At 45.0% G+C, this 25,307-nt stretch carries 26 protein-coding genes; 25 read left to right on the forward strand and 1 reads right to left on the reverse strand.

All coding sequences use genetic code 11. The features are described from left to right. Window positions 1-30 precede the first annotated feature (30 nt). The 25 genes from sleB (at window position 31) to ACYCSE_RS20360 (ending at window position 24,504) form a co-directional block, all read left to right on the forward strand. Window positions 31-882 carry a spore cortex-lytic enzyme gene (gene sleB / locus ACYCSE_RS20240; RefSeq protein ID WP_103047848.1) on the forward strand — a complete coding sequence of 284 codons (852 nt, stop codon included), beginning with the start codon at window positions 31-33 and terminating at the stop codon, window positions 880-882. Window positions 883-1,042: 160 nt separating this feature from the next. After that, window positions 1,043-2,323 carry an EF-P 5-aminopentanol modification-associated protein YfmF gene (gene yfmF / locus ACYCSE_RS20245; RefSeq protein ID WP_459699571.1) on the forward strand — a complete coding sequence of 427 codons (1,281 nt, stop codon included), beginning with the start codon at window positions 1,043-1,045 and terminating at the stop codon, window positions 2,321-2,323. A gap of 2 nt (window positions 2,324-2,325) precedes the next feature. Next, window positions 2,326-3,606, forward strand: a complete 1,281-nt coding sequence (gene yfmH / locus ACYCSE_RS20250) for an EF-P 5-aminopentanol modification-associated protein YfmH (RefSeq protein ID WP_250261589.1) — start codon at window positions 2,326-2,328, stop codon at window positions 3,604-3,606. A gap of 20 nt (window positions 3,607-3,626) precedes the next feature. Further along, window positions 3,627-4,394 (forward strand): elongation factor P 5-aminopentanone reductase, encoded by a 768-nt coding sequence (gene ymfI / locus ACYCSE_RS20255; protein WP_061829423.1) that lies wholly within the window; start codon window positions 3,627-3,629, stop codon window positions 4,392-4,394. A gap of 100 nt (window positions 4,395-4,494) precedes the next feature. Continuing rightward, a complete protein-coding gene (locus ACYCSE_RS20260; protein WP_013309950.1) occupies window positions 4,495-4,749 on the forward strand; it encodes a DUF3243 domain-containing protein in 255 nt (84 codons plus the stop codon). Window positions 4,750-4,976: 227 nt separating this feature from the next. Next, entirely contained in the window at window positions 4,977-5,750 is a 774-nt protein-coding gene (locus tag ACYCSE_RS20265) for a DUF3388 domain-containing protein (RefSeq protein WP_013370747.1), read from the forward strand. A gap of 30 nt (window positions 5,751-5,780) precedes the next feature. Next, window positions 5,781-6,845, forward strand: coding sequence for a helix-turn-helix domain-containing protein (locus ACYCSE_RS20270; RefSeq protein ID WP_250261588.1), 1,065 nt, complete (start codon window positions 5,781-5,783; stop codon window positions 6,843-6,845). An 84-nt stretch (window positions 6,846-6,929) separates the two neighbouring features. Continuing rightward, entirely contained in the window at window positions 6,930-7,094 is a 165-nt protein-coding gene (locus tag ACYCSE_RS20275) for a hypothetical protein (protein WP_023988236.1), read from the forward strand. 144 nt (window positions 7,095-7,238) lie between these two features. Next, window positions 7,239-7,730, forward strand: coding sequence for a YajQ family cyclic di-GMP-binding protein (locus tag ACYCSE_RS20280; protein WP_013309953.1), 492 nt, complete (start codon window positions 7,239-7,241; stop codon window positions 7,728-7,730). A 210-nt stretch (window positions 7,731-7,940) separates the two neighbouring features. Further along, window positions 7,941-8,528 (forward strand): CDP-diacylglycerol--glycerol-3-phosphate 3-phosphatidyltransferase, encoded by a 588-nt coding sequence (gene pgsA, locus ACYCSE_RS20285; RefSeq protein ID WP_013309954.1) that lies wholly within the window; start codon window positions 7,941-7,943, stop codon window positions 8,526-8,528. A 95-nt stretch (window positions 8,529-8,623) separates the two neighbouring features. After that, window positions 8,624-9,892 (forward strand): competence/damage-inducible protein A, encoded by a 1,269-nt coding sequence (locus ACYCSE_RS20290; RefSeq protein WP_254349514.1) that lies wholly within the window; start codon window positions 8,624-8,626, stop codon window positions 9,890-9,892. A 242-nt stretch (window positions 9,893-10,134) separates the two neighbouring features. After that, window positions 10,135-11,196: a recombinase RecA gene (gene recA, locus ACYCSE_RS20295; RefSeq protein WP_023988239.1), complete on the forward strand. Its 1,062-nt coding sequence runs from the start codon at window positions 10,135-10,137 to the stop codon at window positions 11,194-11,196. Window positions 11,197-11,392: 196 nt separating this feature from the next. After that, window positions 11,393-12,142 (forward strand): regulatory protein RecX, encoded by a 750-nt coding sequence (locus ACYCSE_RS20300; protein WP_459699578.1) that lies wholly within the window; start codon window positions 11,393-11,395, stop codon window positions 12,140-12,142. Between the two features lie 374 nt (window positions 12,143-12,516). After that, complete coding sequence (gene rny / locus ACYCSE_RS20305; protein WP_013309958.1) at window positions 12,517-14,061, forward strand: ribonuclease Y; 1,545 nt, start codon at window positions 12,517-12,519, stop codon at window positions 14,059-14,061. 76 nt (window positions 14,062-14,137) lie between these two features. Then, on the forward strand, window positions 14,138-14,932 hold the full coding sequence (locus tag ACYCSE_RS20310; RefSeq protein ID WP_069291742.1) for a TIGR00282 family metallophosphoesterase: 795 nt from the start codon (window positions 14,138-14,140) through the stop codon (window positions 14,930-14,932). 129 nt (window positions 14,933-15,061) lie between these two features. Then, complete coding sequence (locus tag ACYCSE_RS20315) at window positions 15,062-15,322, forward strand: stage V sporulation protein S (RefSeq protein ID WP_007430104.1); 261 nt, start codon at window positions 15,062-15,064, stop codon at window positions 15,320-15,322. Window positions 15,323-15,445: 123 nt separating this feature from the next. Next, window positions 15,446-16,513 (forward strand): dipeptidase, encoded by a 1,068-nt coding sequence (locus tag ACYCSE_RS20320; RefSeq protein WP_459699582.1) that lies wholly within the window; start codon window positions 15,446-15,448, stop codon window positions 16,511-16,513. Window positions 16,514-16,696: 183 nt separating this feature from the next. After that, window positions 16,697-17,785 carry a low temperature requirement protein A gene (locus tag ACYCSE_RS20325; protein ID WP_459699584.1) on the forward strand — a complete coding sequence of 363 codons (1,089 nt, stop codon included), beginning with the start codon at window positions 16,697-16,699 and terminating at the stop codon, window positions 17,783-17,785. Window positions 17,786-17,928: 143 nt separating this feature from the next. Next, entirely contained in the window at window positions 17,929-18,501 is a 573-nt protein-coding gene (pduL, locus tag ACYCSE_RS20330; protein ID WP_013309962.1) for a phosphate propanoyltransferase, read from the forward strand. 297 nt (window positions 18,502-18,798) lie between these two features. Further along, window positions 18,799-20,352 (forward strand): tRNA (N6-isopentenyl adenosine(37)-C2)-methylthiotransferase MiaB, encoded by a 1,554-nt coding sequence (gene miaB / locus ACYCSE_RS20335; protein WP_459699587.1) that lies wholly within the window; start codon window positions 18,799-18,801, stop codon window positions 20,350-20,352. Window positions 20,353-20,433: 81 nt separating this feature from the next. Next, window positions 20,434-20,886: a YlbF/YmcA family competence regulator gene (locus ACYCSE_RS20340; protein WP_023988245.1), complete on the forward strand. Its 453-nt coding sequence runs from the start codon at window positions 20,434-20,436 to the stop codon at window positions 20,884-20,886. Between the two features lie 121 nt (window positions 20,887-21,007). Then, window positions 21,008-21,430, forward strand: coding sequence for a PaaI family thioesterase (locus tag ACYCSE_RS20345; protein WP_025719091.1), 423 nt, complete (start codon window positions 21,008-21,010; stop codon window positions 21,428-21,430). A 65-nt stretch (window positions 21,431-21,495) separates the two neighbouring features. Further along, the gene (locus tag ACYCSE_RS20350; protein ID WP_023988247.1) at window positions 21,496-22,284 is read left to right on the forward strand and encodes an NUDIX domain-containing protein; all 789 of its coding nucleotides are present in this window, start codon (window positions 21,496-21,498) and stop codon (window positions 22,282-22,284) included. A 67-nt stretch (window positions 22,285-22,351) separates the two neighbouring features. Beyond that, a complete protein-coding gene (locus ACYCSE_RS20355; protein ID WP_061829415.1) occupies window positions 22,352-22,918 on the forward strand; it encodes a cysteine hydrolase family protein in 567 nt (188 codons plus the stop codon). Window positions 22,919-23,040: 122 nt separating this feature from the next. Then, the gene (locus ACYCSE_RS20360) at window positions 23,041-24,504 is read left to right on the forward strand and encodes a nicotinate phosphoribosyltransferase (RefSeq protein ID WP_023988249.1); all 1,464 of its coding nucleotides are present in this window, start codon (window positions 23,041-23,043) and stop codon (window positions 24,502-24,504) included. 66 nt (window positions 24,505-24,570) lie between these two features. Here ACYCSE_RS20360 and ACYCSE_RS20365 read toward each other — a convergent pair whose 3' ends face one another. Beyond that, window positions 24,571-25,086, reverse strand: coding sequence for a MogA/MoaB family molybdenum cofactor biosynthesis protein (locus ACYCSE_RS20365; protein ID WP_039273566.1), 516 nt, complete (start codon window positions 25,084-25,086; stop codon window positions 24,571-24,573). Window positions 25,087-25,307: the final 221 nt, after the last annotated feature.

Consider the following 25,307-nt stretch of genomic DNA (forward strand, 5'->3'; position numbering starts at 1 on the left):
ATCCCACAAAAGAAAGGTAGAGCGCAGCATATGAAAAAGACAATGGTCTGGATTTGCACGGGTATCCTCGCAGCCTCGGCTATTACGTACACAGGACTTTTTAAAAGTGACTCTGCACAGCAGCAAGCAGAGCCGCTGAGCACACAGCAGAAAGTACAAGCGGCGCAACCTTCCCAGCCGACATTCAGCTCAGGAGCGGTTGATTTTGGATCTTACGGTCAGGATGTATATGAGTTGCAATCACGTTTGAAGTTGCTGGGCTTTTTTGGCGGGAAAGTGGACAGTCATTTTGGCAGCAGTACACTAAAAGCTGTCAAGGGTTTTCAAAAGGAATTTGGCATCCGTCCCGATGGAGTGGTCGGAGCAAAGACGAAATTAAAGCTGGTGAATGCTACTCCTAACTGGAAGCCAACGGAAACTCCTATGCATCGTAACAATCAAGGTTCCGCTCAGGGACAGACAGCGGACAATAACGATAAAGCGGATCAAAATGATGAAACGATGGGATCGGCCAACACCATGGGACTATCTGAAAACGATCTTAAAATTATGGCCAACGCGGTCTACGGTGAATCCCGCGGCGAGCCGTTTGAAGGCCAAGTTGCCGTCGCGGCTGTTATTTTGAACAGGGTCAAGTCACCTAGCTTTCCCAACTCACCATCTGGAGTGATTTTTCAACCAGGAGCTTTCACAGCAGTAGCAGACGGTCAAATCTGGCTCACACCGAATGAGACTGCACAAAAGGCGGTACGCCAAGCCCTGAATGGCTGGGACCCAAGCGGAGGATGCCTCTATTATTTTAACCCAAAAACAGCCACCTCCAAATGGATTTGGTCCCGTCCGCAGGTGAAAACCATCGGGGAACATATTTTTTGCATGTAAAACGCCGAAGCAGCCGGGAGCTTGTCTCCGGTTGCTTCTTGGCTTTTGCATGGTTAGAATAAAGATTGGTACACTTTACCTCTTTACAGGAGGAAGATTCACAGCAGCTAATGCTAATCAAAGGCTAGACGCAAATTGACGTCACAAAGGAGTTTTGGACTTGAACAAAACAGGTTTCGAGCGTGGCACACGCAGACAACTGAGGATTCATGTACTGCCGACCAAGCGCTTTAAGACGTTTGCTATATCATTGTATGTAGGCACTCCGCTACGGGAGGACACCGTAACTCGAGTGGGGCTGGTACCTTTCGTTCTGCGACGGGGTACAGAATCGTATCCGCAGACTACACAATTCAGAGAACAGTTAGAGCAATTGTATGGCGCGGGTTTCGGTTTCGATGTGTATAAACGTGGAGATTATCAGATCGTGCAATTTCGCATGGATACGATTAATGACAGCTTTGTAAATAGTCCAGATAGTTTACTGGATCGTTCGTTTTCTTTTCTCGGAGAAGTGCTAACGAAGCCTGCATTGGAAAATGGTGCATTTCAAACGGGATACGTCCAGCAGGAACGAGAAAATGTGCGTAAGAAGCTGGAATCTATAGTTAACGATAAAATACGTTATGCTGGTGAGCGCTGTATGGAGGAAATGTGCAAGGATGAGCCTTATCGTCTGCACCCTCTTGGTCAACGATCTGATCTGGACAGTATAGATGCACAGAGCTTGTATAAGGCTTATGGAGAATGGCTGAATCATGCCAGCATGGATTTATACATTGTGGGAGATACGACGCTAGAAGAAGTTGAGAAGTTTGTTGATCGCTATTTTCAATTGAATCGTTCAGCGGAAACAGGATATGTTCCTGAACAGCCCAAGTCGGTAGAGCGTGATGTTCAAACCGTTGTAGAGCGTCTTGATGTGAACCAGGGCAAGCTCAACATGGGGTTGCGCACCCCTATTACGTATGGAGACGATCGCTATGCTTCCGCTCTGATGTACAATGGCATTTTGGGCGGGTATCCGCATTCAAAGTTGTTCGTTAATGTGAGGGAGAAGGAAAGTTTGGCGTATTACGCTTCATCACGGTATGACGGGCATAAAGGTATTGGTACGATTCAATCTGGTATTGAAATTCCTAATTATGAAAAAGCGGTTACTATTATCCGCAAGCAACTGGAAGATACGCAAAACGGAGCGATTACTGAGCTGGAAATGACCCAAACGCAGGCGATGATTCGCAACTTGCTAAAGGAGATGCAGGATTCCGCTTTTGAAATGATCGCCTATGATTTTAACAGACAGCTTTCCGGTAAAGAACGGACAGTAGATGAGCTGCTGAGTCAGGTGGAGGCAGTCAAGGTGCAGGATGTTCAGGATGCCGCCCGGACGTTCCGACTGGACACTATTTATTTCTTGAGAGACCAGAAGGGGGAATAGCGGTGGAGCATATACCTTATGAGCATTTGCAGGAAACGCTGTACTATGAAGTAATGGATAACGGTTTACACGTTTATGTGTTGCCCAAACCGGGTTTTCAGAAGACATACGCCACATTTGCAACTAAATACGGCTCAGTTGATAATCATTTCCGCGTCGAAGGTCAACAGCCCGTAAAGGTGCCGGATGGCATAGCCCATTTTTTGGAGCATAAAATGTTTGAAGAGCCTGAAGGCGATATTTTTGCTACCTTCTCCTCTAATGGGGCATCGGCGAACGCATTTACGAGCTTTGATCAAACAGTATATCTGTTTTCGGCAACCGAGCGTATTCAAGAAAATTTGACCACGCTGGTCAATTTTGTGCAGCATCCTTACTTTACAGATGAAAATGTAGAAAAGGAAAAAGGCATTATTGGCCAGGAAATTAATATGTATGAAGATAACCCCGATTGGCGGAGTTACTTTGGTCTGATCGAGGCGTTGTACAAGGTCCATCCGGTGCATATAGATATCGCAGGTACTGTTCAATCCATCAGTACGATTACAAAAGAAACGCTGTACAGTTGCTATGAAGCTTTCTACCACCCAAGCAATATGATTCTTTTTGTAGTGGGCGGAGTGGATCCAGCTGAAGTAATAGAGCTGGTACGTAACAATCAGGCCAAAAAGGACTATAAGCCGCAGGGAGAGATTGAGCGGATTTTCGACGATGAACCCACTACAGTTGCAGAACCACGTCGTGAGGTGAAGCTGGCCGTTTCTCTGCCAAAGCTATTGTTTGGATTCAAGGAGGCTGAAGTAGGCCTAACGGGTGAAGAATTACTTCGTCATGATCTGGAAACCAAGCTGATGCTTGATCTCCTGTTTGGTTCCAGTACACAACTATATCAAAAGCTCTACGATGAGGATCTGATTTCGGACAGTTTTGGTCATGAGTACAATAGTACGCAGCAATATGCATTCTCTGCAATCGGCGGGGATACCAAAGACCCGGATCGGCTGTTGACGAGAATACGTGAAGAGGTGGAGTCCATTCAGAAGCAGGGCTTTGCGGCAGAACATTTTGAACGGGCACGCAAAAAGAAAATCGGTGGTTATCTGCGTACACTCAATTCACCAGAAAATATTGCACATGAATTTACAAGACATCGCTTCCGGGGCAGCGATTTTTTCCAACTGCTCCCTATTTATGAAAGTATCACGCTTGAGGATGTAAATCGCCGTCTAAAAGACCATATCCAGTGGGATCAACTCGCAATATCACTAGTGGTGAGTCCGTAATGTCCAGGGAGAGGGAAACAATGACCACCGAGGGCGGAGAATTAAAAGCAATTGGCGATACAACCGTGCTGATTACAGGAGCCAGTGGCGGAATTGGTGCGGCTATTGCTGAGCGTTTTGCAGCTGTAGGGATGAATGTTGTCATTCACTACATGAAGTCCCATGAAAAAGCAAATGAAGTTGCCCGTCGTTGCATGGCTTATTCAGGCAAGGTAATGACCGTGTCAGCGGATCTGCGGAGCAAGGAGCAGATCGAACGCATGCGGGAAAAGCTGGATAATCACGGGATGAAGCCGGATATTCTTGTGAACAACGCCGGATTATCTCATTATGGGCTGTTGACAGATGTTTCGGAAGAGGAATGGGACGAAGTGATGGCCGTCAATGTTAAGGGAACCTTTCTGTGCACGCAGGTTTTTATGCCACATATGATTTCCCAACGCTATGGCCGCATTGTGAATGTTTCCTCCGTGTGGGGGATATGTGGCGCATCGTGCGAGGTGTTGTATTCCACCACCAAGGGAGGCATTAACGCTTTCACTAAAGCGCTGGCTCAAGAGGTAGCACCTTCCGGGGTGACAGTGAATGCTGTAGCTCCAGGTGCAGTGGATACGTCGATGCTGGATCATTTGGATAAAGGCGAAATTACCAGTTTGGAAGAAGAAATTCCTGCCGGACGTTTGGCTCGACCTGATGAAATATCGTCCCTGGTTTATTTTCTTGCGCTTCCTGAGTCAGGTTATATTAATGGCCAGGTCATAAGTCCTAATGGAGGATGGGTGACTTAAGGGATAGCGCTTGGAGGAATCCACCAGTATAGTAAGCGTCTGAGAAGAGCATATTATAACTGTTGATTTTAAATCTGAATCATCTAAGGAGGATTTAAGTATGTCAACAGTTGTTCAGAATTTTGATGTTTGGAAAAAGTTCCTTGGTCAGCGTGTAGAGCAAGCGGAGAAGCTGGGAATCAGCCAAGATACCATTTCAGAGCTTGCTTATGAAATCGGTGATTTTCTGGATGAGAAGGTCGATCCAGCCAACCACTCCAACCGCGCACTGAAAGAACTGTGGGGAGTTGCCGATGAGGACGAGCGTCACACCATCGCCCGGCTAATGGTTAAATTGGCTAAGAGCAACGCATAAGTAGGAACCAACATGAAAAGCTCCCTTATGGGGGCTTTTCTGTAATGGTTACAGAGCTGTTCTTGTAATTCCATTGTAATTTATATATCATAAACGTGATTGAGGCTTACAACACAATGTAGCCTATCGAATTTCAATAATTGGTTTTGTCGAAAGATGTTATTTTATGATACAATAATGCTTTGATTTGGAGTTGTTGACGGTTTGAATGTGAATGAGGTGCTAACGTGACGGAAGAAACGAAACAGTGGTACATGGAGTACAAGATACATAAAAATCGACCCGGACTGCTGGGAGACATTGCTTCCATGCTTGGTATTCTGGGGGTTAATATACTGACAATCAACGGTGTTGAAGGCGAAAGACGGGGGATGTTGCTTGAAACGGACGATGACGAGAAAATACGCATTCTCGGAGACACGTTAAAAAAAGCGAGCAACATTACAGTCACGGCCTTACGTGCTCCGAGACTGGTTGATATATTGGCAGTAAGACACGGCCGTTACATCGATCGGGATTCAGATGATCGTAAAACATTTCGCTTTACACGCGATGAGCTTGGGTTGCTGGTCGATTTTTTGGGTGAAGTATTAAAGAGGGACGGCAATCAGGTGATCGGTCTTCGCGGGATGCCGCGTGTGGGCAAAACGGAATCCATTATTGCCAGTAGTGTATGCGCAATGAAGCGTTGGACTTTTGTGTCTTCAACGTTACTACGACAGACGGTGCGCAGTCAGCTCTCTGAAGAAGAAATGAACCCAAACAATGTGTTTATTATTGATGGTATTGTGAGTACAATTCGGTCAAATGAAAGACATTATCACCTGCTTCAGGAAATCATGAGCATGCCAAGTACTAAAGTGATTGAGCATCCTGATGTATTTGTACGTGAATCAGGATACAGCTTTGACGATTTCAATATCATTATTGAACTTCGCAATAATCCGGCTGAGGAAATTATTTATGATACCTTTACAGCCAGTTATACAGAAGATCTTTAAATAAGCGTAATTATACAAGGAGATGATGACATGTCAGAACTGGGTCAGCAATTAAAGGAGGCCCGGCTGCAAAAAGGATTGAGCCTTGACGATGTTCAGGAAATGACGAAGATACGCAAACGTTATCTGGAAGCCATTGAGACGGGCGATTACAAAGTGCTGCCGGGAAGCTTTTATGTCAGAGCTTTTATTAAAACATACGCTGAAACGGTCGGGTTGAACCCTGATGAGATTCTGGAAGGGCATCAAAGCAATGTGCCTGAACCTGAGCCGGAAGCAGTCATGGAGCCTGTTACACAGAAACGCTCCAGCCGTCCCGCCACGATTGGTAATCTTAAATGGTTGCCTACAGCGTTAATGTGGCTTTTTCTAGTTCTCATTGTTGGGGTTATTTATGCTTATTGGGTGAGCAACAACCATTCAACTCCAAAAACAGCAGAAAACACAACGCCGATTACAACACCAAGTACAACGCCAAGCACGTCTACTCCTGATACCACTACGACACAGCCGAACAATGGTCAAACGACGGCTCCAAATGGTGCTGGTGGGAAGACTCCTGATGCGGGGCAAACCGGACAAACTCAGCCAGATGGTACGGGGAATACGGATGCTACTACTCCAGATACTGGACAGCAGCCGGATACGACTACACCACAACAAGGTGTAACTGTGGCACAGGACGGCAAGCAAGGCAAGACGACGATTTTCAAAGTTTCCAGTGCAACGGGAGCCACAGCCAAGGTTGATATTAAAGCTACGGGTGAAAGCTGGCTTGAAGTGTACAAGGGACAAAATTCCCGTGGAGAAAAGCTGAGCTACGGTATGACTAAAAGTGGAGATGCCATGTCTTTCGATATTGGTCCGGAAGGTTTATATATCAAATCAGGACGGTCTTCTGCCACAGATATTTCCGTAGCAGGTCAACCGATAACAGATAATAAGTCGACTACACGTGTACTGATCCAGCAAGGAGAAGCTTCTTCGACCGGAACGAGTGCAGGAGTGACGGGTTCACCTGCAGATTCTACGACAGGTAGCAGTACGGATTCAGCACAAAGTGGTACAGATTCTACAACTACTGATGGTGAATAAACGCCTTGGTGTGAGGAAATACTAATGACTGTAATTCCTGGAAAGGCAGTCATTTCATTTTCCGCAAAGTGAGGTGTATACGTTATGACCGTCAGCTGGATTGTGACTGGGCTCGGTATCATTGTCAGTTTACTGGGCTATTATCTGACACCGAATGCATGGGGCTATGGCATACTGGGCTTTGGTCTTGCTCACATTGTGCTTGGACTTTTGGATATGTTCCGAACTCCAACACGAAGCCATAATTAGATATTTTGACCGTAATTGAAATAAAGGCGTTTTTGTCAGGAAAACTGGCAAGAACGCCTTTTTAGTCAACGGATTATTGGATTTTTGTAAATGACTAGCCTATAATTAGATATTGAACTTTGTTGTGGAAAGGAAAGTGAAACGATGGCTTCAGAAAATTCATTTGATATCGTCTCCAAAATGGATATGCAGGAGTTAACAAATGCGGTTCATCAGACGGAGCGTGAAATTGAAACACGATTTGATTTCAAGGATAGCAAAAGTAGCCTCAAGCTTGAGAAAGAAGCTCTTACGATTGCATCGGAAGACGAGTACAAGCTGAATGCGGTGATTGATATTTTGCAATCTAAAATGGCCAAACGAGGTCTGTCCCTTAAAAATGTGGAGTATGGCAAATTGGAACCCGCTTCTCTAGGTTCAGTGCGTCAGCGTCTTTCGCTTAAGCAGGGAATTGATCAAGATAATGCCAAGAAAATTAATATTCTTATTCGGGACTCCAAGCTAAAAGTCAAAAGTCAGATTCAAGGTGATCAAATCCGAGTGACCGGAAAAAACAGGGATGATTTACAGGCGATCATTCAATTGCTACGTAAAGCTGATTTGCCATTGGAGCTTCAATTTACAAACATGAAATAAAGCCGTTTTCCCTCATATATTTTGTAGGAAAAAACGTTGCTTGATGTGCGGCAGGTTATTTTGACATGCGTTTTGCGCCATATTATACTTGTAACGAAAATGCAGACAATTCAGGTGTATAGCGCTCGTCGAAAGCGATTTACATAGGATTGAATTTAATCCGAAAACTGCCATTTGTAATCAAGTACGATAATCAGGGGAGAGTGTGTTGTGAATTTACCCAACAGAATTACAATAACGCGGATTTGCCTTATCCCGGTGATGATGCTGGCTTTGCTGGTGGACTTTGATTTTTATCCGCCGCCGATTGAGATCGGAGCTTTCAAGCTGCCGTATAATCAGCTGATTGCGGCTATCATTTTCCTTGTAGCAGCCAGCACGGATGGTCTTGACGGATATTTGGCACGTAAAAATAATATGGTCACCAATTTGGGCAAGCTGTTGGACCCCCTTGCTGATAAGCTTTTGGTAACCGCTATTTTGGTTTCCTTGGTAGAAATGGGGAAAATTGATTCATGGATTGTCGTTGTGATTGTTAGCCGTGAGTTTGCGGTTACGGGGCTGCGTCAGATTGCCTTACTGGATGGGTCTGTGGTTGCTGCAAGCAATTGGGGCAAATTAAAGACGATCATCCAGATCGTTGCTATTGTAGCGCTGCTCATTAATAATTTCCCGTTTGTTTTTCTTGGTATACCGTTTGATTTAATAGCGATATGGGCAGCAGTGTTGATCACCATTTATTCGGGTATTGATTATTTCGTGAAAAATATCCATTTGCTGAGCTCCTCCAAAGTTTAACAGGATAAATTTTATGGAAACAGCAATAGGGACTAAACTTATTGCTGTTTCTTTATATAATTCCCATAATATTCGCAGTACAGGAGGAAGAATTGATGAAAGCTGAAATAATTGCAGTAGGAACAGAGTTATTGCTCGGACAAATAGTGAATACAAATGCTCAATATTTGTCACAAGAGCTGGCTACAATTGGAATCGATGTATATTTTCAGACTGTGGTTGGCGATAACATAAATCGGCTTCAGGAAGCGATAAGAATTGCTCAGAAGCGTGCGGATATTATTTTGTTTTCCGGCGGTCTGGGGCCGACTCAGGATGATTTGACGAAAGAGGCGATAGCGGCTGTATTGGGGCGGAAATTGCACATAGATCGTCTTGCAATGGACAAGCTAGATCAATTTTTCCGTAACCGTGGGGTAGAAATGACCGAGAATAACCGCCGGCAGGCGCTTTCTATTGAAGGTGCTACTCCGCTTGAAAATGAGACAGGGCTAGCTGTGGGCGACGCGATTGCACAGGACGGTAAATTTTATGTAGTTTTGCCTGGACCGCCTAAGGAACTCAAACCCATGTTTGCAAACCATGCGAAACCTTGGTTGCTTCAGCAGGCATTGAGCGGTGAGGAAATGCCAATTTATTCGAAAATGCTAAAATTTGCAGGGATCGGTGAGTCAGCTCTTGAAACCCATTTGTTAGATCTGATCCAATCCCAGACAGATCCTACGATTGCTCCTTATGCCAAGGAAGGGGAAGTCACGATCCGTATATCCACCAAGGCGGCCAGCGAAAGTGAAGCATTAATTAAGCTGACAGCTACGGAAGTAGAAATTCAGCAGCGTCTTCCGGAGTATATGTATGCAAGCGAGGATGTTGCGCTGGAGAAGGTTATCGTAGATCTAATGGCCAAACGCGAACTCACTGTGAGTGCGGCAGAAAGCTGTACAGGTGGAATGCTGATGGAACAAATTACTTCTATACCTGGCAGTGCTGCTATGTTTCAAGGTGGCATCGTGTGCTATTCCAATGAAATGAAGATGAAGTTACTCAACGTGCCTTATGATTATTTGGAAGGGGACCATGCGCCAGGCGCAGTGAGTAAGGAAGTAGCCCTTGTGCTTGCAGAGCAGGCGAGAATGATCATGGATAGCGATTTTGGACTTTCAGTTACTGGTGTAGCTGGGCCTGGGTATTCCGAACGGAAGCCAGTCGGTCTAGTGTATATTGGCATTGCTGAACGCGACAAGGAAACGGAAGTACATGAACTGAGACTGAGTGGCAACCGTGAAACAATCCGACTGCGATCAGTTAAAGCAATCCTGTACAGATTGTGGCGCAGGCTGGTAGAGAACGAGAAACTCTCTTAAACATCTATGTACAGTGTGACTCGTAGAGTTGTTTTAGATAGATATTCATGGTATAATCATCTTATCGGAAGAACCGTTGCAAAGCCTTTTGCCAGCGGTTCTTTTTTTGTTTTAAGAGACAGGTGTAATTATAGAAGAGAGTTGTACGAATAAAAAAAACGAATGTATGTTCGAAAAAATGCTTGGCAAGCGTGTCAAAACAAGGTATTATTAAAGTACAAACAATGAAGGATGTGAGTTTATTGTCAGATCGTCGTGCTGCGCTGGATATGGCGCTCCGTCAAATAGAAAAGCAATTTGGTAAAGGTTCCATTATGAAGTTGGGTGAGTCTACCCATATGCAAGTGGAAACGATCCCCAGTGGTTCGATTGCTTTGGATATTGCGTTAGGAACGGGCGGCTTTCCAAGAGGCCGGGTTATTGAAATATACGGACCGGAATCATCCGGTAAAACGACAGTAGCTCTTCACGCTATCGCAGAGGTGCAAAAAACAGGCGGACAAGCCGCCTTTATCGACGCCGAGCATGCGCTTGATCCGTCGTATGCAAGCAAGCTGGGTGTCAATATTGATGAGTTGTTACTATCGCAACCAGATACAGGAGAGCAGGCGCTTGAGATTGCCGAAGCCCTTGTACGTAGTGGAGCAGTAGACATTGTAGTTGTTGACTCCGTAGCGGCACTTGTGCCCAAGGCAGAGATTGAAGGCGAAATGGGAGATTCCCACGTTGGTCTTCAAGCACGTTTGATGTCTCAGGCATTGCGTAAGCTTTCTGGAGCTATTAATAAGTCGAAAACCATTGCTATTTTTATTAACCAGCTACGTGAAAAAGTAGGTGTTATGTTCGGTAACCCTGAAACAACACCAGGTGGACGTGCCTTGAAGTTTTACTCTACGGTACGTTTGGATGTTCGTCGTATTGAAAGTTTGAAAATGGGTAACGACATTGTGGGTAACCGCACACGTATTAAAGTCGTGAAGAACAAAGTTGCCCCTCCTTTCCGTCAGGCTGAGGTGGATATTATGTACGGTGAGGGTATTTCCAAAGAAGGTAGCTTGATCGATATCGGTACGGAGCATGACATTGTCGACAAGAGCGGAGCCTGGTATTCCTACGAAGGTGAGCGCCTTGGTCAGGGACGTGAGAATGCTAAACAATTTTTGAAGGAAAATCCGAATATTGCTAGTACGATCGAACAAAAAATTCGGGTGGCCAGCAATTTGATTACGACGGTTGCTCCGCCTACAGAAGAAGAGTTGGCACAGCAAGCGAAGGAAGAACAGGAATTGTTGGAGCTTGAATAAAGCTTGGTGAATCCTGGTTTGTGAACTGGGGCCGGGGTTATGGCACCGGCCGTTTGAATAGCATGATCCTGATGCCCTGCACAGTTGTGCAGGGCATTTTTGCATCAACTTAAAGTCTGCTTTGTCAGCGGAATCTAACTTTGCGTAGCAGGTGTTCAAAGGCTGCTTTCGTGAATTTCAAAGTGAGGGAAATGTATTGCAGTTGGACGATGAAGATGAACACACTTCGGAAGCAAATAAGCAACAAGGGATTTCTCTTTTTCCGGATCATGAGGAATTGATGATTACTAGGGTAGAGCAGGGACAGGGACGCAAACGTGGAAGGTATATCATTCATTTTGGTCCGTATTCGCTGTCTGTATTAGAAGATGTAATGATCAAGTACAATATGTTCAAAGGAACGTCATTTGATAAAAAAGAACTGGAAGATATCGTTCTGGCAGATGAAAAGCAACAGGCTTATGTACTTGCGCTTCGTTATTTGGGGCGAAAGCCTCGCACACGTCAGGAAATTGCCCAACGTTTGTTACAAAAAGAACTGGATCAGTCTGTTATTGACGAAGTAATGGTTCGACTGCAAAGGGAACAACTCGTAGATGATGATTTATACGCCCGCCAATGGGCAAGGCAGCGCATAACTAGCCAACGTAAGGGGAAGATGTGGGTTAGGCAAGAACTTCGTCAGAAGGGCATCTCTAAAGCCTCTATTGGCGAAGCGTTAGGTGAGATCACCGATAATGAGGAGTGGGAGAGCGCTTTGACGGTCGGACGTAAGAAATGGAATCAGATACGTGGTGATATAATAGAGAAAAAAAGGAAAACCTACCCTTTTCTCATGAGACGCGGATATTCGGGGGATATGACACGCCGAGTGGTCAATCATCTCACTGCGGCCGAGCATGACGTTGCTTCAGATGACGAGGAATTGTTGCAGTGGGAGGAATAGTTGCCAAACGGCTGCTGAACCTTTGACTAGTATGAACGGATAGGATGAGCTAGTTATTACAGGGAAAGCTGCATGGTAGTCTACTAATGTTTGCATTCCCTTGACAATGCCATTTGTCAAATAATAAAATATATATGAAACGATACTTGTGGAACGCCCTTTTTCCTTCCAAAAAAGCGGAATCCACGGGTGAGTTCTCATCGCCAAATAACAAGTGATGCCGCTATGCCAGGCGGAATTGTACATGTGAAAGCATGTGCATATGAAATGAAACGACCTTGTGTCGTTGTCTTAGTTTGACGATCAAAGTAAATGTGACAATTGCAAAAAGTCCCAAGGAATGCCTTGGAGGAACCAACGGGGAGGTGAACAGTATGATGACTGCGATCTGGTTCGTTCTCGTTGCTGTAGCCGCGTTATTCTTTGGGTTCGGGATTGGTTATTTTATTCGCAAATCTATTGCAGAAGCTAAGATCTCCAGTGCGGAAGAAGCTGCCGCGCAAATCGTGGAGAACGCGAAAAAAGAGGCAGAAGCGCTGAAGAAGGAAACGGTATTGGAAGCGAAAGATGAAATCCACCGCATTCGTGCCGAAGCTGAAAAAGAAACTCGTGAACGTCGCAATGAAATTCAACGACAGGAACGAAGATTGCTGCAAAAAGAAGAATCGCTGGATAAAAAATTGGAATCGCTGGAACGCAAAGAAGAACAAGTGGCCAACAAAGAGAAACGAATCGATGAAACCCAGCAGCAAATTGATTTGATTTACAAGAGTCAGGTAACTGAGTTGGAACGTATTTCCAATCTGACGATGGAGGATGCAAGAAGTATTATTCTGACCAACGTAGAGCAGGAAGTTCGTCATGAAACAGCTCAGATGATTAAAGAAATTGAACAGCAGGCCAAAGAAGAAGCGGACAAAAAGTCTCGTGAAATCATCACACTGGCCATCCAACGCTGTGCGGCAGATCATGTAGCAGAAACGACGGTTTCTGTTGTCACATTGCCGAACGAAGAAATGAAAGGCCGGATTATCGGGCGCGAAGGCCGTAATATCCGTGCACTTGAAACCCTTACAGGAATCGACCTCATTATTGATGATACGCCGGAAGCTGTTATTTTGTCCGGATTTGATCCGATTCGTAGAGAGATTGCGCGTACTGCGCTTGAAAAGCTCGTAGCGGACGGACGGATACATCCGGCTCGTATTGAAGAGATGGTGGAAAAATCCCGTAAAGAGGTGGACGAACGAATCCGTGAGTATGGTGAGCAGGCCACCTTTGAGGTGGGCGTGCATAGCTTGCATCCGGATTTGATCAAGATCCTGGGACGTCTCAAGTTCCGTACGAGTTACGGACAGAACGTATTGAAGCACTCGATGGAAGTTGCATACTTGACAGGTCTGATGGCCGGGGAACTGGGCGAAGACGTTGTACTGGCAAGACGGGCAGGATTGCTGCATGACATCGGGAAGGCGCTGGATCACGAAGTGGAAGGATCGCACGTTGAAATTGGCGTGGAACTGGCGAAGAAGTACAAGGAACACCCGGTCGTCATCAACAGCATTGCTTCACATCACGGCGACTGCGAAGCGACTTCAGTGATCGCCATGCTGGTTGGGGCGGCAGATGCCCTGTCAGCAGCAAGACCGGGAGCGCGGCGTGAAACGCTAGAGACGTACATCCGTCGTCTTGAGAAGCTGGAACGCATCTCCGAATCTTTTGAAGGCGTTGAAAAATCATACGCGATTCAAGCCGGACGCGAAGTTCGTGTCATGGTACAGCCAGAGAAAATTGATGATGCGGAAGCATTCCGACTGGCCCGCGATATTACGAAAACGATTGAGAATGAACTGGACTACCCGGGACATATCAAGGTTACCGTTATACGCGAGACCCGTGCGGTAGAATACGCAAAATAAAAGCATTTCAATGAAAAGTGGCCGCTGCTTGTAGGGCCACTTTTCATTATGTAAGGCAGACTAGGGAGGGCTTTCTATCAACGTATTATTTATTGGAGACATCGTCGGCAGTGTAGGCAGAAAGGCATTGAGGGAGAATCTCCCTTCGCTAAAATCAAAATACAACCCGCATGTTATTATCGTGAACGGAGAAAATGCGGCTTCGGGAAGAGGAATTACCCCAGCCATCGCCAGAGAATTTTTTGATTGGGGCGTTCATGGGATTACGATGGGAAATCATACTTGGGACAATAAGGAAATATTTGATTTTATAGATGATGAGCCACGGATCATCCGCCCGGCTAACTTTCCACCAGGAACACCAGGCCGGGGGTATACCGTTGTAAAAGGTGGAGGTAAAGAGCTGGCTATTGTTAATCTGCAAGGTAGAACCTTTTTGCCAGCTATTGACTGTCCATTCCGTGCAGCAGATGAAATTGTCGATGAACTACGGAAAAAACATAAGCATATCCTAGTTGATTTTCACGCCGAAGCAACCTCGGAAAAAATCGCTATGGGTTGGCATTTGGATGGACGTGCTTCAATCGTGGTAGGTACGCACACACATGTACAGAGTAATGACGATACGATTTTGCCACAAGGAACTGCGTATCAGACAGATGCGGGAATGGTAGGTCCTTATGAGGGAGTGCTTGGGATGCAGAAAGAGGCTGTGTTACAGAAATTCCAGACCCAGCTTCCGGTACGTTTTCAAGTGGACATGGGCAAATGGCACTTTCATGCCATCAGCGTAGAACTGAATGACAGTGATGGAAAAGCCCGCAAAATTCAGAAAATCAGACTTAAAGAAGATGAATGGCGGATGGATTAACTTTTTTGTGAGCTACTTAAGGAAAGAATAAGGAAAACTGTCACCAAAAAGCAGGAATTATTTGCTGACCCTCGAATAACATCTAATAGTGGAATCAAACCATCATCATTCCCAGGGGAGGTACTTACTATGGATGTATTAAAAGTATCAGCAAAATCCAATCCCAATTCAGTTGCAGGCGCACTCGCAGGAGTACTGCGTGAACGCGGAAATGCAGAATTACAGGCGATTGGAGCGGGTGCACTAAACCAAGCCATTAAAGCGGTAGCCATTGCCCGGGGATTTGTCGCACCAAGCGGAGTGGATTTGATTTGTATTCCTGCTTTTACAGACATTGTTATTGATGGAGAAGATCGGACTGCGATCAAATTGATTGTAGAACCAAGATAATAAATGTAAGTTGCCTGAGCCTGTTTACGATTTGTAAACGGGCTTTTTTGCATTGTGAGTCTGTTACTATGATTTTTTAAAATAAATTTGTAGTGCTTCAATCTATAAATGGAGGTAAGATGCATGAATGATAAGCTAAAAGTGAATTGGCCTGTTGTTGACTTTCATTGTGATGTGTTATGTAAAATGCAGCTCGATGCGCAGATCGATTTCAGTCATCCATCGCTTGATGTCACAAAAGAACGTTTGCTAGAAGGTAACGTGCGGTTGCAAACGTTTGCTATATATATTTCACAGGTATTGGGCATGCCAAGGTTTGAGCATGTGGTTCGTCAAATTGAGCTGTTCAGGCAGCATGTTACCTCTATCTCAGGTGGGTTGAGACCATTGCTGTGGAAGGAAGACTTGGCAAAGTGTAAAAATACGTCCGCAGTGCATCAGATGGAGCAAGTAAAACAGGTAGGAGAAGAGAAGCGCACGGAAAAGTTAACGTATGTGGATGGTAAGGGGACGGATCATACATGGGCACCTTGGGCTTTGCTCTCACTGGAGGGGGTAGATGCGCTGGAAGGGAGCCCGTTTTATGCAGAATTGTGCTATGCAATGGGAATACGATTGATTGGGCTGACATGGAATTATGCGAACTGGGCGGCTGACGGCATTATGGAACATAGAGGAGGCGGGCTGACTAGCAAGGGGCGTGATTTGGTCAATCGCTGTAATGACCTGGGACTGCTGCTAGATGTGTCGCATTTGTCCGTACAGGGCTTCTGGGAGGTGTTGGAGGAGGCTGCTCTACCACCCATCGCCTCGCATTCGAATGCCTTTGCGAGATGTGCTCATCCCCGTAATCTACGGGATGAACAGATTCGTGCACTGATCGCTCGTAACGGACGGATTGGTTTGACCTTCGTCACGATGTTTCTCAAAGAGCAGGGTACGGTAACCGCTGAGGATCTGCTACCGCACATTGAGCATATTTGTTCATTAGGCGGGGAAAGGCATTTGATGTTTGGGTCTGATTTTGACGGTATCGAGCACCATGTGCAAGGGCTGGAGCACTCGGGTAAATATCCGGTTTTTGCAGAACTGCTGCTGAAGCATTACCCTGAGGAGCTAGTCAAGGGATGGCTGGGAGGACATGCGCTGGAATACCTGCAAACGAATTTGCCTTCCAAAATGTCTTCTTAAATAGCTATTTACTAGGAGTTATTATTGGCTGCGAATACCTTGACAAAGTGAGAACGATTACGAAATAATTGGAGCATCTTAGAATTTCATGGTGCTAAAATAAGCATAAATACGGCAGACGTTGAAGCAAGACTGACGGGACACCATGCTGCACCGCCATATCAGAGGGGGCTCCATTACACAATGTTAATAAAGAAGGTTACTTGGCTTGAGCTCTTTTATGACTTATTGTTCGTAGCTGCTGTCTCTAAGGCCACTCATGTTTTACTACATGTTGAGCATGGTAGTATTTCGTGGGAACATATGGAAAAGTTTATTATGATTTTTATCCCAATATGGTGGGCTTGGGTGGGGCAAACGGTCTACAACAATCGTTTTGGGCAAGACAGTATAACGCATCGAATTTTTATGATCCTGCAATTGTTTTTCGTGTTGATCATGACCGCCAGCCTTAATATAGATTTTGATGCGTATTATGTATCTTTTTTTGTTGGCTATATTGGGTTAAGAGGTTTAACTGTCGTTCAATATTTACTTTCGGCATCCAAAGAAACGGCTCATAAACAGGAAACAGCTCGTTTTTTTGGTACCTATTTTTGGATTGGAATAGTCATCTCTAGTTTCTCCCTCTTCTTTGATTCTTGGGTTCGATATTTGATTTTATATACCGGTATAGCTATTGATATCCTCGTTCCTTTGATTGGCCGTAAAAAGTTGGTGATCACACCAATCCATACGGAGCATCTTTTAGAACGCTTTGCACAGTTCGCCTTAATTCTGCTTGGCGAATCTGTGATAAGTATGCTTTCTGTTTTACAATCCAATCATTTTACGGTTTCTTCTGTTGTATTTGCTGCTTTGGCTTTTGTATTAGTCATCGCAATCTGGTGGCAATATTTTGAGAATATGGAGAAGCGCGTAGATAAATCAAAACAATCAGCAGGCCAGACTATTATTTATGGTCATTTGTTTATTTATCTTTCCCTTAGCATGCTAGCTGCTTCGATTCAGCTCTTGTTTTTGGGACAAGTAGACTATATCTTTGTGCTTTGCTTTACCTTTGCTTCTGTTTTTATTTACTTTTTGTCGGCTTTGCTGGTATTTCATCAGTACAGATTAAGTCATCTTAAACCTCGTCTCAGAGTCATTTTTTTCTTGACTGGAATACTCTGTGTCCTGTTTATCCTTAATATATTTATTGTCGTTCCCCCTCATCTCATCGTAGCTGAAATCATGCTTTTCTTTCTCCTGTTCGCTAAAACGACGGTTTGATCCGACTTTATATGGGGGATATTTAACGCTGATTGGGGCGAAAAAGGGAACTTTATGCGCTCTCCTTTTCTTTCTTGGTAAAATAGGAGTATAATAGCATGGATGTGTAAAGTATTGTATAGAGAAAAAGGAGTGACCACACGATGAGTAAAATCGTACCTGTCGGCGTTTCCGCCCGTCATATTCACCTGACTCAAGAGCATATTGAAATTTTGTTCGGAGCAGGCTATCAATTAACTGAATTTAAACCTTTGTCCCAACCAGGACAATTTGCCGCAAATGAAACGGTAGCTGTAATTGGTTCTAAGGGCCAATTTGATAAGGTTCGCATTTTGGGACCTGCTCGTCCCGCTTCCCAATTGGAAATCTCTCGCACTGATTCCTTTGCTATTGGTGTAAAAGCACCTGTACGCGAATCTGGTAGCATTGATGGTACACCAGGAATCACGGTAAAAGGACCAGCTGGTGAAGTGGAACTGCAAGAAGGCGTGATTGTAGCAGCCCGCCATATTCATTTCCATACATCTGATGCAGCTAAATGGGACATTAAGGACAAGCAGTTGCTGAAAGTACGTGTCGGCGGCGAACGTGGCCTTGTATTTGAAAATGTTCTTGCACGTGTGTCCGATTCATTTGCTTTGGATATGCACATTGATACAGATGAAGCGAACGGAGCCGGTGTGAAAAACGGTGACAACGCTGAAATCGTAGACTAATATACACGTATTTAAATGCCGGAAGGCTTAAAGAGTCCGATTCTTGCAAAAGAATCGGGCTTTTTACATACTATATAATTTATAAATACTTCACTTATGTAAAAAAAGAACATGAGTTCACATTGACTTCATGGTATCTGCGGCTGATCTATGGCGATGGCCTATAAATCATGCTATAATTTAGTGTAATGCCTTTTTTAAAGGTTTTTTAGAACTTAAATAAATTTACCCATGCCTAAAGATACAGTAAATCACAAATTAGCTCGTGAAATAGATGGTGTAAGGAGTGACTAAGGAATGGAAAAGAAAACAAAAGATTACTCCAAATATTTTGATTTCTCGGATGCGAAGATTATTTCTGAAGATGAGCATAGCAAAAAGATCCGCATTCGCGGACGTGAAATCAACATTATGGCGGAGCCGAACAATAGAAAAGAAAAGCAACGCGGTAAAGAGGACGTACAAGTATTGTATGATAACGCAGTCCCGGATGAGCTCAAGCATATCGGTGAGGGAAAGCATTATATCGTATACACATTTGGTTGCCAAATGAACGAGCATGATTCCGAAACCATAAAGGGCTTGCTGGAGCAAATGGGCTACCAGGCAACCGAGGATCGGAAGGAAGCGGACATCATTTTACTGAACACTTGTGCTATCCGTGAAAATGCGGAGGATAAAGTGTTTGGCGAGCTGGGTCACCTCAAGCATCTCAAAACAGAAAAGCCAGGACTGCTGCTTGGCGTGTGTGGTTGCATGTCACAAGAAGAGAATGTCGTTAACCGGATTATGCAAAAACACGGTTTTGTCGATATGATTTTTGGTACCCATAATATTCATCGTCTGCCTCAGCTCGTCAAGGAAGCACTCTTTAGCAAAGAAATGGTGGTCGAAGTGTGGTCTAAGGAAGGCGACATTATCGAAAACTTGCCGAAGAAGCGTGAGGGTATGCGGGCTTGGGTGAACATTATGTACGGTTGTGATAAATTTTGCACCTATTGCATTGTTCCCTTTACACGTGGTAAGGAAAGAAGCCGTCGTCCAGAGGATGTAATCGCTGAGGTGCGGGATTTGGCACGTCAAGGCTTTAAAGAAATTACCTTACTGGGGCAGAATGTTAACGCTTATGGCAAGGATTTGAAAGATTTGAATTACAGATTCGGGGATCTGATGGATGATATGCGCAAAATCAATATCCCGCGTGTACGTTTTACGACATCACATCCACGTGATTTTGATGATCATTTGGTTGAAGTGCTCGGTAAGGGTGGCAATTTGGTGGAGCATATCCATCTGCCTGTTCAATCCGGTAATACGGATATATTGAAGAAAATGAACCGAAAATATACCCGTGAGCGTGTTCTGGAACTGGCCGCGAAGATTAAAGCAGCTGTTCCGCATGTTTCTCTGACAACAGATATCATCGTAGGTTTCCCTGGTGAAACAGACGAGCAATTTGAAGATACTCTATCTCTGGTACGCGAGGTCGGCTATGACTTTGCCTACACATTTATTTATTCACCACGTGAAGGTACGCCAGCTGCTTCGATGGAAGATAATGTGCCTATGTCGGTCAAAAAAGAGCGTCTCCGGCGTCTGAACATTGCTGTGAACCAAAACAGCCTTCGCTTTAATAGTCGATTGCGTGGCGAAGTGGTTGAAGTGCTGGTGGAAGGCGAGAGCAAAAATGACAGCAAAGTGCTTGCCGGTCGGACCCGTTCCAATAAGCTTGTACATTTTGAGGGTTCTAAGGACCTGATTGGTTCCTTTGTTCAAGTGAAAATTACGGAACCTATGACCTTTTACATCAAAGGTGATCTGGTTGAAACGGCCGTAGCGGTTAACGGATAAAAGAATTTCTAACGGGTTGCATGCGGTCTGAGTAAAGGGCTGTGTGCAAGGCCGTCTAAGTGAGAAAAGGAGCGATGGGCAATGACAGAGGAGCGGTTGCAACAAACAGAACTTCAATCGGCGGCGCGCCAGCATGATCATTTGGTCAATCGCGAAATGATATTGGCAAAAGCCAAAGAATTGGCAGGTATTTTGGGTAGCAGTGAGGAAGTGCAGGTATTCCGGAAAGCAGAAGAAAAGATTCAGGATCATGGGCGCATCCAGCAACTGATTGCAACGATGAAAAAGAAGCAAAAGGAAATTGTAGCATTTGAATCCTTGAAGAATCAAAAAATGATTGCCAAAATAGAGGCCGAGCTACAGGAGCTACAGGAAGAGCTTGACGGTATTCCAATTGTCACGGAGTTTCAGCAGAGTCAGGTGGAAATTAATGAGCTACTGCAAATGGTAATCATGGCGATCCGTGATACCGTTGCTGAGAAGGTGAACGTAGAAGAGGGGAAAAGCACTTCCTCGTCGAATTGCAGTGATTAGAGTGAAATCTATGGTGTGGAGGCGTAGCTTCCACGCCTTTTTTTCGAAAGCAATTTACTATCGTATGTGTTTATAAGACATCAGAGAAATGGGACAACAGCGAAGGGATGGAAGCAAGGGAATGGATAAGTTGGGTAAGATGCTAGAGGGAGAAAACAATACTTTTTGGGAGTATTTAGGGTGTGAGCTGATTGCAGCTGATGCAAACGAGGTACAGATCGCATTGGAGGCCAAACAAGAGCATACCAATGTGATGGGTATTGTCCATGGGGGTGTGCTTACTTCATTGATGGATCAGGCGATGGGGATGGTCAGTATGGCTTCACGAAATATGGATCCATGTGTAACGACGAACCTGAATGTTCATTTCTTGTCAGCCATGAGGCAAGGACGACTGGAGGTTAGGGCGCGAATTCTTCATCAAGGAGGTCGCACTATAACCACTGAGGCGGAAGTAAGAGATAGTGAAGGCACACTCGGTTCTACATCTACAGCAACCTTCCGAGTATTACGTACACAAGCAAGTGATTCAGGCAAGGCCTGACACTTGACAAATTTTTTTATTATGTCATAATGAATTTATCAAAACGATATAATATGGTGATGCCAATGGATAGCAATCGTATAAACGAAGAGGCGCAAAAGGCGTCGTACAACATTAAGAAATACCGTACCCCGGATGGAGCTCCAGCGGATATCGTTATGTTTACCTTAACGAAGCGGGAGCGCAAGACGGTAACAAAGACATTGCCTATTCGAGAGCTGAAAGTGATGCTCATCAAGCGCCGCAGTTGGCCGTTTGCAGGACGTTGGGCTTTGCCTGGAGGGTTTTGTCAGGAAGATGAATCTATGTATGGAGCTGCCAAGCGGGAGCTGTTAGAGGAAACGGGTGTGGACGGCGGGCATCTGGAGTATTTGGGTGTATATAGTGGACCGGGACGTGATCCGCGCGGGTGGATCATATCACATGCATTTTTTGCGCTGGTAGAAGAATGGATGTTGGAACAGCGTCAGGCGGCCGATGATGCTTCCGAGGTCGGGTTATTCACGATCCGCGAAGCGTTGGAGGAATTGGAGCTGGCATTCGATCACCGGGATATCATAGTAGATGCTTATCGCAAAATTCAGTTGCAGATGCTTCAGACGACGATCGCCAAGCAGTTTTTACCGCTACATTTTACACTGGGTGAATTATATCAGGTGATTCAGAGTGTCGTACCGGATTTCGAAGAGCCAAACTTTATTCGCAAAATAACATCGACTCGTAGCAGACAGGGAATACTGGAAGAGGTGCGTGATGAGAACGGCAAACCGCTCAGTTCCAACCAGTATTCACAAAGACCGGCACAGTTGTACCGTTTTAGTGACAGAGTACCGCGTTTATCTATCTACACGTAACGTCTAATGTAATAGGTTACGCATAGAATGTACAATTTCACTTTGAGGATAAGGAGCTGACCGTACGATGCAGGCACTAATTGTTATTGATTACACGAAAGATTTTGTGGACGGTAGTTTGCCTGTAGGACAACCTGCGATTGAGTTGGATGAACGGATCGCAGCAATTACGCAGGCATACGTGGATCAAGGGCACTTTGTTGTCATGGCTGTGGATTTGCATGAGGAGAACGACCTTTATCACCCGGAGAGCAAGCTGTTTCCTCCACATAATATACGTGGAACCAACGGACGACATTTGTATGGCAAGCTTCGTAGCCTCTATGAGCAACAAAGTGATCTTATCTACTGGTTGGATAAAACACGGTACAGTGCTTTTGCGGGCACAGATCTGGAGCTCAGGCTGCGTGAACGTGGCATTCTGGAAGTTCATCTGATTGGTGTGTGTACAGATATATGTGTACTGCATACGGCTGTAGATGCTTATAACAAAGGTTTTGCTATTACTGTATACAAGGACGCTGTGGCGAGCTTTAATCAAGCTGGACATGATTGGGCTTTGGGTCATTTTGAAGGAAGTCTTGGAGCCGCGGTACGGTCGGCTGAGGATACGGTTTTACGCCAGAAGAAGTAAAATAACTTAACGATTGTGCACCAATGTCCGATAACAAAATGGAGCCGGATATTGCTGAATCTGGGCAGATGAGGCGGTACGCTGCACCACAAACCTGGGGACAGTCAGAGAGGATGATTACGATGCAGTCAACGAGCCTCGCATTACATACAGATAAATATCAGATTAATATGATGTACGCCCATTGGGTGAACGGAAGTCATCAGCGTAAAGCTGTGTTCGAGGCGTATTTCCGTAAACTCCCTTTTGGTAATGGATACGCCGTGTTCGCTGGTCTGGAACGTATTGTGAATTATATTGCAAATTTGCGGTTTACAGAAGAGGACATTCGCTACCTGTCTGAACAGGAGGAGAAATACGATCCCATGTTCATGGAGGCGCTTCGCCAGTTTAAGTTTGGTGGAACGGTCCATTCGATGAAAGAAGGAGCACTTGTTTTTCCAAACGAGCCTTTGGTACGTGTTGAAGGAACGATTATGGAAACGCAGCTTGTCGAGACGGCATTGTTGAATTTTATGAACTATCAGACGCTCATTGCGACAAAGGCGTCGCGCATCAAGCAGGTGGCAAGTGACGATACACTGCTCGAATTTGGGACACGGCGTGCGCAGGAAGCAGATGCGGCGATTTGGGGAGCACGGGCAGCTTATGTGGCAGGTTTTGACGCGACTTCTAATATGCTGGCAGGCGAGCATTTTGGAATCCCGACGAAGGGGACACATGCCCATTCATGGGTGCAGACCTTTATGACGGAGCAGGAGGCGTTTGACGTGTATGCGAAGGTTTTACCGGACCAGGTTACACTGTTGGTAGACACCTTTGACACGCTGGAAAGCGGTGTTCCTCATGCGATTCGGACAGCAAAAATGCTGGAGAGTCAGGGCAAGCGTATGAATGCAATCCGTCTGGATAGCGGTGACTTGGCTTATCTATCCATTCAGGCGCGGGAAATGCTCGATGCTGAAGGCTTAGATTACGTACAAATTGTAGCTTCCAATGATTTGGATGAAAATACGATTTTTAACCTGAAAGCCCAAGGGGCACGTATTGATGTATGGGGTGTAGGAACACAGCTTATTACGGCTTCAGATCAACCTTCGCTTGGCGGGGTGTACAAGCTGGTTGAGCGTGAAGTGGATGGCGAAATGTTGCCGACGATTAAGATCTCGGGTAACCCAGAAAAAGTATCCACACCAGGCAAGAAGGATGTATATCGCATTGTGGATAAGAAGAAAGGGAGAGCTGTAGCCGATTATATTTCTTTCCCGGATGAAGAGCGTCCGCGTAATGGTAAGCGCCTGAAGCTGTTTAACCCTTTACATCCGTATATGAAGAAGTATGTAGAAAATTATGAAGCCGTGCCAATGCTTGAGCCTATTTTTATAAATGGACAGAAGGTATATGAGCTTCCTGAGCTGGATGAAATTCGTGCCTACCATACTTCACAGTTGAAATTGTTTTGGCCAGAATATTTGCGGAAGCTGAACCCTGAAATTTATCGTGTAAATCTGAGCGAGAAGGTATGGGAGCTGAAGCAAAAGCTGATCGACAGCTATATGCAGCCCGAAGTTGAAGAAAAAGAATAGTTGGAAGAGGCACCTCATGAATGTATGGGGTGCCTTTTTGTGTCGCGGCATGTAGGAAATAGGAGCTTATTTATAAATTTCTCTCATCACATGTCGTAGCTCAGGGACAATAATGCGTTCCATTGCCAAACGAACGGCTCCGCGTGAGCCAGGCATAGAAAATACAGCTGTCCGACCCACAGTACCAGCTACAGCCCGGCTTAATATAGCTGCTGAACCAATGTCCTCAGCAAAGCTTAAATAACGGAAGATTTCCCCAAAGCCAGGTAGTTCCTTATCCAGTAGAGAGGAGACGGCTTCATATGTAGTATCACGTGGAGAAATACCGGTACCGCCTGTCAAAAGTACAGCCTCGATGTCATTCTGTGCCGCTGCTTCGGATACTAACTGCTGAATACCTTCGTAGTCATCCTTGACGATGACATATCGAACAACCTTATATCCATTGGTTTCTAGTAGATCCATGAGCAGTTGTCCCCCGGTATCTGTTTCCACGGTACGTGTGTCCGAGACAGTCACGACCATGCAATTAACCTGTTGCGGGGATTCCTGTCGATGCTCCTCTACGGAAGACATATTCATTAAAATGTTCACTCCTTGATCGATGGTTAGACATACACTTTTTACAATAGAGCAATGACTGAGTGTATGCAAGTCAGAAACAGGGGCTAAAAATCCATGTGATTAATATCCTTGCACTTACATACTGGAATATAGTACACTTCCTTACATAAGTCGGGATTGTTTTGTTTTTATTTTATTGTAAGCGCGCACATCAAATGATTAAACTCAAGGATCAGCGG

Source organism: Paenibacillus sp. SEL1 (assembly GCF_054602535.1).